General features: G+C 64.6%; 9 protein-coding genes. 2 read left to right on the top strand and 7 right to left on the bottom strand.

Going from position 1 to position 12,176, the window contains the following annotated elements; all coding sequences use genetic code 11:
- Positions 1-144: 144 nt before the first annotated feature.
- Positions 145-3,585, bottom strand: coding sequence for an indolepyruvate ferredoxin oxidoreductase family protein (locus tag Q1A36_RS07605; RefSeq protein ID WP_299841606.1), 3,441 nt, complete (start codon positions 3,583-3,585; stop codon positions 145-147).
- A gap of 126 nt (positions 3,586-3,711) precedes the next feature.
- Between Q1A36_RS07605 and Q1A36_RS07600 the strand changes: the two genes are divergently transcribed.
- Positions 3,712-4,182, top strand: coding sequence for an Lrp/AsnC family transcriptional regulator (locus Q1A36_RS07600; RefSeq protein ID WP_299841604.1), 471 nt, complete (start codon positions 3,712-3,714; stop codon positions 4,180-4,182).
- On the opposite strand, the gene Q1A36_RS07595 is transcribed toward Q1A36_RS07600, so the two are convergent.
- The 6 genes from Q1A36_RS07595 to Q1A36_RS07570 form a co-directional block, all read right to left on the bottom strand.
- Complete coding sequence (locus Q1A36_RS07595) at positions 4,179-5,453, bottom strand: hemolysin family protein (RefSeq protein ID WP_299841603.1); 1,275 nt, start codon at positions 5,451-5,453, stop codon at positions 4,179-4,181. The two genes, Q1A36_RS07600 and Q1A36_RS07595, sit on opposite strands and share 4 nt — an antisense overlap.
- A 12-nt stretch (positions 5,454-5,465) precedes the next feature.
- The gene (locus Q1A36_RS07590; RefSeq protein WP_299841601.1) at positions 5,466-6,167 is read right to left on the bottom strand and encodes an exopolysaccharide biosynthesis protein; all 702 of its coding nucleotides are present in this window, start codon (positions 6,165-6,167) and stop codon (positions 5,466-5,468) included.
- A 148-nt stretch (positions 6,168-6,315) separates the two neighbouring features.
- Positions 6,316-7,566, bottom strand: a complete 1,251-nt coding sequence (locus Q1A36_RS07585; protein WP_299841622.1) for a urate hydroxylase PuuD — start codon at positions 7,564-7,566, stop codon at positions 6,316-6,318.
- A gap of 6 nt (positions 7,567-7,572) precedes the next feature.
- On the bottom strand, positions 7,573-7,926 hold the full coding sequence (gene uraH, locus Q1A36_RS07580) for a hydroxyisourate hydrolase (protein WP_299841599.1): 354 nt from the start codon (positions 7,924-7,926) through the stop codon (positions 7,573-7,575).
- Positions 7,927-8,278: 352 nt separating this feature from the next.
- A complete protein-coding gene (locus Q1A36_RS07575) occupies positions 8,279-8,743 on the bottom strand; it encodes a hypothetical protein (RefSeq protein ID WP_299841597.1) in 465 nt (154 codons plus the stop codon).
- Positions 8,744-9,152: 409 nt separating this feature from the next.
- On the bottom strand, positions 9,153-10,961 hold the full coding sequence (locus Q1A36_RS07570) for an ATP-binding cassette domain-containing protein (protein ID WP_299841595.1): 1,809 nt from the start codon (positions 10,959-10,961) through the stop codon (positions 9,153-9,155).
- Positions 10,962-11,087: 126 nt separating this feature from the next.
- Here Q1A36_RS07570 and Q1A36_RS07565 point away from each other — a divergent pair, with 126 nt between their 5' ends.
- Positions 11,088-12,086, top strand: coding sequence for a Fe(3+) ABC transporter substrate-binding protein (locus Q1A36_RS07565; RefSeq protein ID WP_299841593.1), 999 nt, complete (start codon positions 11,088-11,090; stop codon positions 12,084-12,086).
- Positions 12,087-12,176 lie beyond the last annotated feature (90 nt).

The raw sequence follows: 12,176 nt of genomic DNA, 5'->3' as shown, positions 1-12,176 counted from the left end.
ATGGCGTGGCGCACGTGCTGGGCGGCAGGCAGGGCCGATGCCCTACGCCGCAAACCCCGCCATCGCCGCGGCGACCTTGCTGACACCGGCTGCTTGGCTCAAATGGCGTGGCGCACGTGCTGGGCGGCAGGCAGGGCCGATGCCCTACGCCGCAAACCCCGCCATCGCCGCGGCGACCTCGCGCCGGACCTTGCCGACCGCTTCGTCCTTCACCGGGCCGTAACCGCGGATCTCCATGACCATCGCGGCGATGCGGCTGGCCTCGGCGTGGTTCTCCGCCGTCAGGCCCGCCGCCAGCCGGGTCAGCAGGTCGCGGTATTCGCCGATCAGCGCCCGCTCCATCCGCCGTTCGGCGCTGTAGCCGAAGATGTCCCAACCGGTGCCGCGCAGGTGCTTGCGCTTGGCCAGGTGGCGGAAGCCCGATTGGATCCACGGGCCGAACGCGCGTTTGAACGGGCGGCCACGGGCGTCGCGGCCGGAGGGCAGGAAGGGCGGCGCGAGGTGGTGTTTCACAGTGAACTCGCCCTCGAAACGGTCTTTCAGGCCCTCGAGAAAGCCGGTTTCACTGTGAAGGCGCGCGACCTCGTATTCGTCCTTGTAGGACATCAGCTTGAAGAGGCCCTTGGCGGCGGCCTCGGTCAGCGCGCCCTCGGTGCCCATGACGCGGGTCTCGGCGGTGCGGATGCCGGCGAGCCCCGCGCGATAGGTCTCGGCCCATTGGGCATCCTGATACTCGGTCAGGAAGGCGGCGCGGCGGTCGATCATCTCATTCAGCGTCAAGGCCGGGCTGACCGGCAGCGCGGCGACGCGTTCCACCGCCTCGGGGGCGTGGATGGTGATCCGGCCCCAGGTGAAGGCGGCCTTGTTCAGGTCGGGCTTCACCCCGTTGAGCTCGATGGCGCGCATCAGCGCGGCCTCGCCAAGCGGCACCAGACCCGCCTGCCAGGCCGCGCCCAGCATCATCACATTGGCAAAGACCGTATCGCCCACCAGCGCCTCGGCGAGCGCATTGGCATCGAGTGTGCGCAGACGCGCGGCATCGACGGTCTGTGCGATCGCCTGGAGCCGCTGCCCGGGTTTCAGATCGGCATCGCGGTTCTGCACCAGATCGCCGGTCGGCATGATCGCGGTATTGACCACCGCGCGGGTCATGCCGGGGCGATAGGTCAGCGAGGCCTTGGGCGTCGAGCTGACCACCAGATCGCAGCCGATCAGCGCATCGGCGGAACTCGGTTCGATCTTGGCCTGATGCACCCCCTCGGGCGTGGCCGACATGCGGATATAGCTGAGCACCGGGCCGAATTTCTGCGCAAAGCCCATGAAATCCAGCACGCTCGCGCCCTTGCCTTCAAGGTTCGCGGCCATGGCGATCAACTGGCCCACAGTGACGACCCCGGTGCCGCCGACGCCGGTGACGAGGATGTCCCACGAGGCGCCTAGGTCGGGCAGAACCGGCGCGGGCAGATCGGCCTTCAGCCGCTCATAAGCCGCGCTGTCCTTGGCGGCGCCCTTCTTCAACGTGCCACCCTCGACGGTGACGAAGCTGGGGCAGAAGCCGTTCAGGCAGGTGAAATCCTTGTTGCAGCTGTTCAGGTTGATCTTCCGCTTGCGGCCGAATTCGGTCTCCAGCGGCTCGACGCTGAGGCAGTTCGATTCCACGCTGCAATCGCCGCAGCCCTCGCAGACCAGCGGGTTGATGACGGCGAATTTCTTCGGGTCTTCCATCTTGCCGCGTTTCCGCAGCCGGCGCTTTTCGGTGGCGCAGGTCTGCTGATAGATGAGCACCGTGCAGCCCGGGATCTCGCGCAACTCGCGCTGAACCCGGTCCAGATCGCGGCGATGCTCGATGGTGATGCCGTCGGGGAAATCGCCCTTGCGGAACTGCTCGGGCTGGTCCGAGACGATGACAACCTTCTTCGCCCCTTCCGCCGTCACCGAGCGTGCAATGGCCTCGACCGTGATCGGCCCGTCCACGTGCTGCCCGCCGGTCATGGCGACAGCATCGTTGAACAGGATCTTGTAGGTGATGTTGGTCCCCGCCGCGATGGCCTGCCGGATCGCCAGCGAACCGGAATGGTAATAGGTGCCCTCGCCGAGGTTCTGGAAGATGTGCTTGTTGCCGTTGAACTTGGACCGCGCCACCCAGTTGACGCCCTCGCCGCCCATCTGGATCAGCGAACTGGTCTTGCGGTTCATCCAGCTGGCCATGAAATGACAGCCGATCCCGGCCATGGCCTCGCTGCCCTCGGGCACCTTGGTCGATGTGTTATGCGGACAGCCCGAGCAGAAATAGGGCGTGCGGGTCGCGCCTTCGACCTCGATCAGCTTGGGCGGGGCGACGATATGTTCGGCCTTCTCGGTCAGGCCGAGACCCGGAAAATTGTGGTCCAGCCGCGCGGCGATGATCCGCGCCAGCATCACCGCCCCCAGTTCGCGGGTCCAGGGGATCAGCCGCTTGCCGCTTTCGTCATGCTTGCCGACCATGCGCTCGGGCTTGTGGCCAGGGAAGTCGTAGAACTGTTCCTTCAGCTGGCTTTCGATGATGCCGCGCTTTTCCTCGATGACCAGCAGCTCCTGCTTCTCGCTGGCAAAGCGCAGCGCCCCCTGCCCCTCCAGCGGCCAGACCATGCCGACCTTGTAGAGGTCGATGCCGATCTCGTTGGCGCGCGCGCGGTCGATGCCCAGCAGCCGCAACGCCTCGAGCGTGTCCAGATGCGACTTGCCGGTGGTGACGATGCCGTAACGCGCATGGTCATGGCCCCATTCCACCCGGTCGATCGGATTGGCGCGGGCAAAGGCCAGCGCCGCGTGCTTCTTGGCCTCCATCCGTTCTTCGATCTGCGGCCCCGGCAGGTCGGGCCAGCGGTAATGCAGCCCGGTGGCGGGCGGGGTGTAGTCCGTGGGCGTGACGAAATCACGATCCGCCGGCAGGTCGAAGGACATGCCCGATTCCACCGTTTCCGAGATCGCCTTGAAGCCGACCCACATGCCCGAGAAACGCGACAGCGCGTAACCCCACTCGGCGAAGGTTAGAAACTCGGCAACATTGGCCGGGTTGATGGTCGGCATGAAGAAATTCATGAAGGCCACATCGGACTGATGCGGCATCGAGGACGAGACGCAGCCGTGATCGTCACCCGCCACCACCAGCACCCCGCCGTTGGGCGAGGCGCCATAGGCATTGCCATGCTTCAGCGCATCGGCCGCCCGGTCCACCCCCGGACCCTTGCCATACCAGAGGCCGAAGACGGCGGTGCAGGTCTTGTCGGGATCGGTCTCGACCTGCTGGGTGCCGATCATCTGGGTGGCGCCGAATTCCTCGTTCACCGCCGGAAGGAACTCGACCCCGGCCTCGGCCACGATCTTGCGGTTCTTGCCAATCTCGAGATCGATCCCGCCCACCGGCGAGCCGCGATAGCCCGAGACATACCCGCGCGTGTCCAACCCCCGCGCCCGGTCCCGCCGCGCCTGGTCCAGCGCCATGCGGACGATGGCCTGCGTTCCGGTCAGGAACACTCGGCCCTCGGTCTTGGTATAGCGGTCGGACAGCTCGTAATCGCGCAGGATCGGGGTCTGGTCGGTCATCGGTGGCCTGCCTGATGCTGAAGGTGGGTCTGCGACCAGTTTATGCGCAATTCCCTGAAAAATCCGCATCAGTATTGGTCATCTGCGGTGGCATTTTGAGATGGATGCATCATATGATGCCGTATCATGAATGAAGCCGATCAAATCAGTGATCTCGACCGACGGATACTGGCGATTCTTCAGCGCGATGCCTCGGGCAGCGTGGCCGATCTGGCCAAGGCCACGAACAGTTCCTCGGCGACCTGCTGGCGCCGATTGCGGGCGCTGGAGGATGCGAGCGTGATCGGCCCGCCGGTGCGGCTGGTTAACCCCGAGGCGGTCGGGCGCGGCATGGATGTGTTCTGCCAGATCCGGCTGAAAGCGCAGTCAGCGGCGGCGCGGGACAGTTTCCAGCGGGCGATGGATATGATCCCGGCGGTGGTGGCGATCTACTCGATCTCGGGGGACTGGGATTACCTGCTGCACCTTCTGGTGCGCGACATGGCGGACCTGGAAGGCACGCTGATGCAGCAGATGCTGGACCACGAAAACGTCGCGGCGTCGTCCACAATCTTCGCGCTGAGGCGGTTGAAGCGGACGACCGAGGTGCCGCTTTAACCCGCGCGCTGGACCAGCAGCTTGTCGATCCGCCGCCCGTCCAGATCGACCACCTCGATCTTCCAGCCATCGACGGTCACATGCTGGCCCACGCGCGGCAGAACACCCGCCCGCTCCAGCACCAGCCCGGCCACGGTGTCGTAATCGCTGGAGCGTTCGAGTGACAGCCCCAGCCGCGCAGCGAATTCATCGACCGGCATCCAGCCCGCGACCAGGTAGGAGCCATCGTCTCGCGTGACCATCTTGGGCTCGTCATCATCGGCCTCGTCGAAACCGCCGGCGATGGCGCCAAGGATGTCCATGGCAGTGATGATGCCCTCGAACTGGCCGTATTCGTCATAGACCAGCAGCATGTGACCCGGCGCGGCCTTCAGCCGTTCGATTACCGCCATGGCGGGTAGTGCCTCGGGGATGACCGGGGCGGGTTTCGCCAAGGCGCGCAGATCGAACTCGGCCCCGGCGGGCAGGTTCAGCACCTCGCGGCTGTGCAACACCCCGATGATGTCGTCGGGCTTGCCGTCCCGCAGCGGCAGGCGCGAGCGGCCGGACTCGCGAAACCGTTTCAGGATCTGGGCCCGGCTTTCGCCGACATCCGCGATCTCCAGCTCGTGCGTGGCGGTCATCAGCCCGCGCGCGTTGCGGTCGGCAATGCGCATGACGCCCTGGATCATCTCGTTCTCGGCCTTGTCGATGACCCCCGCGCCCTCGGCCTCGGCGATGATCATCCGAATCTCCTCGTCGCTGACCGCGCTGCCGCCCTTGCCGGTCTGGCCCAGAAGCGCCAGCAACAGCTTGCCCGACTTGTCCAAGAGCCAGACGAGCGGCATCGAGACCTTGGAGAGCAGTTTCATCGCCGGGGCCATGCGCGAGGCCACGGCCTCGGGATCGGCCAGCGCAATCTGTTTCGGCACCAGCTCGCCCACGATCAGCGACAGGTAGGTGATGACTACCACGACCAGCGCCACGCCCAGAGGCTCGGCAATGCCGGCCCCGACGCCCGCATCGCGCAGCATGGTGCCAACGCGCAGACCCAGCGTGGCACCGGAAAACGCCCCCGACAGCACGCCGACCAGCGTAATGCCGATCTGCACGGTCGAGAGGAACCGGCCCGGTTCGGCGGCAAGTTCTGCCGCCACCGCCGCGCCATGGTCGCCGCGATCGATGCGCACCCTCAGCCGCGCGGGCCGCGAGGAGACGATGGCCAGCTCCGACATGGCCAGAAGCCCGTTGAGGAGGATCAGGGCAAGAACGATGGTGATTTCAAACAGCATGGGTCCGGAAACTCAGGAAAAGGCAGAGAAAAGCAGGAAGATCGCGCCCTTGACCATGGCATAGGCCACCGCACCCGACAGCGCCAGCGAGGCGAGGCCAACGACAAGGCCGATGCCGGTCCAGAGCCCGTCGCGTTCAAGGACGCCAAGCGCGATCACGCAGATGGCGAAGGCCGGCAACATGTTCGCCAGCGGGATCGGCAGGGTGATGATCACCGCCAGCACCAGCGCGAAGCCCCCCAGCAACCGCTCGGCCACCGGACGCACCATCCAGCTCCAGCGCGGGCGCAGCAGCTTCTCGGCCCGCTTGAGCAGCGGCAGGGCGCGGTCGATCATGCTGCGGAAGGCGATCATGGAAATGCCGCGCTCGGCCACGATCCGGGGCAGCCAGGGAAAACGGCCCAGCATCATCTGCGCGGTCAGGTAGAGCAGCGGCAGGCCCAGAACGGCGGAAAGCCCCGGCGGGGCGGGGAGGACGTTGGGGAAGGCAAAGAGAAAGATCAGCGCCGCCCGGGCGCGAGCTTCCATGATGTGCATCAGGTCCGAAATGGTGATCTCGGTGCGGCTCTCGTCGCTGGCGATGGCCAGCAGCACTTCCGACAGTCGCTTGCGGCGCGGGCGCCCGGCCCGCCTGCTTCGTGGGATCTCGTCGTCGGTGCTGCCCTCGGTCGTGGCCGGGGTCGGAAGCGGGGTGCTGTCCGGGTGAGGCTGCATTCCGCTGGTCTGGTCGTCCATCCGCTGGCCTGTCATGATATCAAGCCAGCACTAAGCGAGATCGCGCGCCGCCGCGAGTGGGCATTTTGGTTGAATGCCTCGAAAATGCCGCTTGTAGCGAAGCTGTGACCCATTCCGCCGGCAGGGTTCAGTTGGCCGCAACTTCGGTCCCGCGCGCTGCGCGATACCAGCGGATGATGGCGTCACGCTCGGCCTCTTCCATGAAGCTGACATTGGCGGGCGGCATGGCATCGGTGACACCGGCCTGCAGGTAGATCTCGCGTGCGGCCCGGGCGATGTCGCCCGGGGTCTCGAGGAACACGCCCTTCGGCGCGTGGTAGATGCCCTCGTAGAAGGGCTCGCGGGCATGGCACATCGAGCAGCGGCCCATGACATAGTTGGTCACGTCGTCGAACCCCTCGGCCGCGGCAAAGCGCTGTTCGGTCGGGGTCAGGGCGCGGGCCTCGGCCTCTTCCAGCGGCACCTGCCGCAGACCCAGCGACGACAGGAACATGATGGCGATGAAGAGGATCGCCGTGACCGCCCAGGTCCACCACAGATCGCCTTTGCGGGCGTGCATGGTGTTGAAGTAATGCCGGATGGTGACGCCCATCAGGAAGACCAGCGCCGCGATCAGCCAGTTGTATTCGCTGGCAAAGGCGAGCGGATAATGGTTCGACAGCATCAGGAAGATGACCGGCAGGGTCAGGTAGTTGTTGTGGGTCGAGCGCAGCTTGGCGATCTTGCCGTATTTCGGATCGGGCGCGCGCCCGGCCTTAAGATCGGCGACCACGATGCGCTGGTTCGGCATGATCACCAGGAAGACGTTGGCAGTCATGATCGTGGCGGTGAAGGCCCCCAGGTGCAGCAGCGCGGCGCGGCCGGTGAAGATCTGGTCGTAACCCCAGCCCATGATGACCAGCGCCACGAAGAGAAGCAGCATCAGCACCGTTGGCGTCTCGCCCAGCTTCGATTTGCACAGCGTGTCATAGATCAGCCAGCCGATCGCCAGCGAGCCGCCCGAGATCAGGATCGCCTGCCATTGCGCCAACTCCATCTTGGCAGGATCGATCAGGAACAGCTCGGCCCCGGCCCAATAGGTGACCATCAGCAGTGCCGCACCGCTGAGCCAGGTGGCGTAGCTTTCCCATTTGAACCAGGTCAGATGCTCGGGCATCCGCTCGGGCGCGACGAGGTACTTGTTGATGTGATAGAAGCCGCCGCCATGAACCTGCCATTCCTCGCCATGCGCCCCCTTGGGCAGGCCCGGCACCTTCAACAGACCCAGATCGAGCGCGACGAAGTAGAACGAGGACCCGATCCAGGCGATGGCGGTGATGACATGGGTCCAGCGGATCGCGAAGCCGATCCATTCCCAGATGATCGTGATGTCAGGAATCATGGCTCAGCTTCCCCGATAGGTCGAATAGCCGAAGGGCGAGATCAGCAGCGGGACGTGGTAATGGTCCTGTTGAGACATGCCGAAGCGGATCGGGATCACATCCAGAAAGCGCGGGCTTTCCGGCGCGATGCCGGTCGCGTCCATCCAGGCGCCGGCGTGGAATTCCAGCTCATAGCCGCCGGTGGCGAACTCGGCCTCGGGCAGGATCTGACGATCAGTGCGGCCATCGGCATTGGTGATCAGCCGCGCCAACTCGCTGCGGGTCGCGCCGTCAAGCCGGTAGAGCACGATCTCCATGCCCTCGGCCGGAGTGCCCCGCGCCGTGTCCAGAACATGCGTTGTCAGATATCCGGGCATCCATCCCTCCGCTGGATTATTGCGCGTTCCTTGATAACCGAAAACGAGGGAGGGGCGAGACGGCTGGTTCGCAAGGCAGTGTATAGGAATGGTTGAGAATGGGGGGTGGACGCCGGATCGCGCTTTGGCTGGAGTGCGTCGCTGATTGCAGAGTTTGCGCGGCAGGAAATGAAGACGCTTGATGCGGCACCAAACAGACGTTCACTACATTGCCGCATCGGTAGGTCCGAGTGTCGGAGTCCTTAGGCACAATAGCCGAAAGCAGATGTCATCAAGAGGCTGAGTTCCACAATCAACTCAAAATTCAGCCAATGACCACTGCCCAAAATATCTGCGAAGATTGGACAACCGGTCAGCTCTGTGAGTTAAGAAACTTCATAAGGCCAGATGGGACTGATCTTTCTGAAATCATCTTCAGTGCATCAGACCTGCCTTTATTGGACCCCCTCTCAAATTCTGGATCATTACTAGTGATTGCGATCCCGATATTCATGAGGCCTGTGCGTGCCGCATCTGCATTTCCGTAGTAACTCATCAAACCACAGTGAAAAAAGGAACGACAAAATTCCTTGACCCCCCATAGCAATATCTTATGGGCATCCAAACAGCCGAATACGTATCCGAGTTCCCAAAGGTTAGCCGGGCTTCGGCGGTGGGAAGTCATCTCAACTTGGATCTTGGCGATCGAAACGCCCAGGCAAGCAACGTCGACCATTCGATCAAGAGCCGCCTGTATCTTCGGATCATCCGTACGAGTCCCGTTAAGGTCATTCAGATAGACTGCATCAAGATAATGATTGGCCTGAAAAGAGCTCAACCAATCAAAACCTCCCGACTTAGGCTTTCTCTTAAAGAACCCAAACATCAAAGTACCCCGTCCGACGTTGCCCAAGTGGCACGACGTTTGTCGTCAAAATCGCCTGACCATGACATGAGATCAAGCTTTTTCGCGCCGACGGGTGCTTGGCTTCGTGAAAACGCGGGGTTTCAGGCGACTGAGGTCAGGCCACGGGGCCGCCTCGGCCTTTGGAGCGTTTCGCGATTCTATCCTGTCGCCTTGGTTCTAGGGCCGAATAGGTTCTGCGCCCGCAAGCTGATTTACCTCGCTCCAAGGTGCATGAATGTCGCTGATGGCTCGATCCGACCCTTCGCCGCGCCGTCCGCAAAGGTCAGCTTTTGCCGGCGCGCCTCTGAATCCGCTCCAGCCCGACGATCCGAAACAGACCTCACCCCGCCGCCTTCTCCTCCAGCATCAGCCATTCCTCCTCCGCCTCGGCCAGTTTGGCCTGACGTTCGGCCAGACCCTCGCTGGCCTTCTGGAATTTCGCCGGCGCGGTGCTGAACAGGTCCGGTGCGGAGAGGAAATCCGAGAGCTTGGCGATCTCGGCTTCCAGCCGTTCGATGATGCCGGGCAGCGCCTCGAGGCGGTGTTTCTCGGTGAAGCTCAGGCCTTCGCGGGCGGGCTTGGCTTTTTCGGTGACGGGCTTGGCGACCTCGACAGCGGTCGCCACCACCTCGGGCGCGTCCTCGGGGCGCTGTGCGCGGTAGTCGGACCAGCCGCCGGGATAGATCACCGCGCGGCCGTCGCCCTCCATCGCCACGGTGGTATCGGCCACCCGGTCGATGAAATCCCGGTCGTGGCTGACCAGCAGCACGGTGCCGTCATAGTCGCCCAGGATGTCCTGCAACAGGTCCAGCGTCTCGACATCCAGATCGTTGGTCGGTTCGTCGAGCACCAGGAGATTCGAGGGCCGCGCCATGATCCGCGCCAGCAGCAGCCGCGCCTTTTCACCGCCCGAGAGGCTGCGGACGGGGGCGCGGGCCTGCGCCTCGTCGAAGAGGAAATCCTTCAGATAGGCCACGACATGCTTGGGCTGGCCGCGCACCATCACCTGATCGGCGCGGCCCGAGACCCGCATCTCGGGATCGCCGGTCAGCGAATCCCAGAGGCTCATCTCGGGGTCCAGCGCCGAGCGGGTCTGGTCGAAGATGGCGATGTCCAGATTGGTGCCATGCGTGACCGTGCCCTGATCCGGGGCGATCTCGCCGGTCAGCATCTTGATCAGCGTGGTCTTGCCGACGCCGTTCGGACCGACGAAGGCCACCCGGTCGCCGCGCTGCACCCGCAGGTCGAAGGGTTTCAGGATGTCCCGCTCGCCAAAGGTCTTGGCGATGCCCTTGGCCTCGATCACCCGCTTGCCCGATTGCTGGCCCGAATCCAGCGCCAGCGCCGCCGCGCCCTGACGGCGGATCTGCCCGGCCCGCGCCTCGCGCAACGCGGCTAGCGCCCGCACCCGGCCCTGATTGCGCTTGCGCCGCGCGCTGATCCCTTCCACAGCCCACCGCGCCTCGGCCTTGATCTTGCGGTCGAGCTTGTGGCGGGCGTCATCCTCGGCCGCCCAGATCGCCTCGCGCCAATCCTCGAAGCCGACGAAACCCCGCTCCTGCCGGCGCACCTCGCCGCGGTCGATCCACAGGGTCGCGCGGGTCAGGTTGCGCAGGAAGGCGCGGTCGTGGCTGATCAGGACAAAGGCGGATTTCGTCGCCGACAGCTGTTCTTCCAGCCAGCCGATGGCCTGAATGTCCAGGTGGTTGGTCGGCTCGTCCAGAAGCATCAGGTCGGGCGCTTCGGCCAGAAGCCGGGCCAGCGCGGCGCGGCGACGTTCCCCGCCCGAGGCGGTGGCGACCGGCCGGTCGGGATCGAATTTCAGCCCCTCGGCCGCCATCTCGACGCGGTAGCCCTGCCCCTCGTCCAGCCCGGCCCGGGCGAAATCGCCCAAGGTGGCAAAGGCCGACAGGTCCGGGTCCTGTTCCATGTAGCCGACCGATGTGCCGGCAGGGGTGACGACCTCGCCCCGGTCGGGCTCGACCAGCCCGGCCATGACCTTCATCAGCGTCGATTTGCCCGAGCCGTTGCGCCCGACCAAGGCCACCCGGTCGCCCGGCTGGATGGTCAGGGACAGGCTGTCGAATACGGGATCGCCGCCAAAGGTCAGCGAGATGTCGGTCAGTTGTAACAGGGGTGCGCGTGCCATGCGGCGGCAGGTAATGCGCCGCCGCCACCGGGTCAATCGGCCATATAGGTAATTCTTTCAGTCAACTATTGACGCTTGGGCAGACGGATGGCAGACAAGCCGAAATTCTGACCAAAGGAGTCAACCATGCGTACGCTGATCCTCGCCTCCCTGATGGGCGCCACCGCCCTGCCCGTTCTGGCCCAGGAGGTGAATGTCTATTCGCACCGCCAGCCCGAACTGCTGCAGCCGCTGATCGACGCGTTCACCGCCGAGACCGGGATCAAGGTGAACGTGGCCTTTGTCGACAAGGGCATGGTCGAGCGCCTGAAGGCCGAGGGCGACCGCAGCCCCGCCGATCTGGTGATGACCGTGGACGTGGCCCGCCTGGGTGAGGTCAAGGATGCCGGCGTGACGCAGGCTGTCACCGACGAGGCGCTGACCGTGGTGCCCGAGGGGTTGCGCGACGCCGACAACCAGTGGTTCGGCCTGACCACCCGTGCCCGCATCGTCTATGCCAGCAAGGAGCGCGTGGCCGATGGCGAGGTCACGACCTATGAGGATCTGGCCGATCCGAAGTGGAAGGGCCGCATCTGCACCCGCCCCTTCACCCATGATTACAACGTCGCCCTGACCGCAGCCTTCCTGAAGCATCACGGCGCCGAGGAAACCAAGGCCTGGCTGGAAGGCGTGAAGGCCAACCTCGCCAAGAAGCCCGAGGGCGGCGACCGCGATCAGGTCAAGTCGATCTGGGCCGGGGAATGCGACATCAGCCTGGGCAACACCTATTACATGGGCGCGATGCTGAAGGATGACGAGCAGAAGCAATGGGCGGAATCGGTCCGCATCGTCTTCCCGACCTTCGCCGAAGGCGGCACCCATGTGAACGTCTCGGGCGTGGCGATGACCAGCTCGGCCCCGAACAAGGAAGCGGCGCAGAAGCTGATGGACTTCCTCGTCAGCGACGAGGCGCAGAAGATCTATGCCGAGACCAACAACGAATTCCCGGTCTCGGACCATGTCGAGCGTTCGGAACTGGTGGCCAGCTGGGGTGATTTCACCGCCGACGCCACGCCGCTCAGCGAGATCTCGGCGCTGCGCCCCGAGGCGCTGAAGCTGATCGAGGAAGTGAACTTCGACGGCTGATCGTCCTCGCAAAGCACTTTGGGGCCGGGGCAATGTGTCGCCCCGGCCCTTTCCATTTCCCCTGCCCCTTTCGGCCCCGCGCGTTTTCGC

The organism is uncultured Paracoccus sp. (assembly GCF_947487305.1).
GTDB lineage: Bacteria > Pseudomonadota > Alphaproteobacteria > Rhodobacterales > Rhodobacteraceae > Paracoccus.
The sequence above is the reverse complement of the archived record's forward strand: the minus strand, read 5'-3'. Positions and strand labels throughout refer to the sequence as shown.

Coding starts and splice junctions, on each gene's coding strand:
- Q1A36_RS07595 (WP_299841603.1), bottom strand. CDS start 5,453: ATGCTGTTTGAAATCACCATCGTTCTTGCCCTGATCCTCCTCAACGGG.
- Q1A36_RS07600 (WP_299841604.1), top strand. CDS start 3,712: ATGAATGAAGCCGATCAAATCAGTGATCTCGACCGACGGATACTGGCG.
- uraH (WP_299841599.1), bottom strand. CDS start 7,926: ATGCCCGGATATCTGACAACGCATGTTCTGGACACGGCGCGGGGCACT.
- Q1A36_RS07570 (WP_299841595.1), bottom strand. CDS start 10,961: ATGGCACGCGCACCCCTGTTACAACTGACCGACATCTCGCTGACCTTT.
- Q1A36_RS07605 (WP_299841606.1), bottom strand. CDS start 3,585: ATGACCGACCAGACCCCGATCCTGCGCGATTACGAGCTGTCCGACCGC.
- Q1A36_RS07565 (WP_299841593.1), top strand. CDS start 11,088: ATGCGTACGCTGATCCTCGCCTCCCTGATGGGCGCCACCGCCCTGCCC.
- Q1A36_RS07590 (WP_299841601.1), bottom strand. CDS start 6,167: ATGCAGCCTCACCCGGACAGCACCCCGCTTCCGACCCCGGCCACGACC.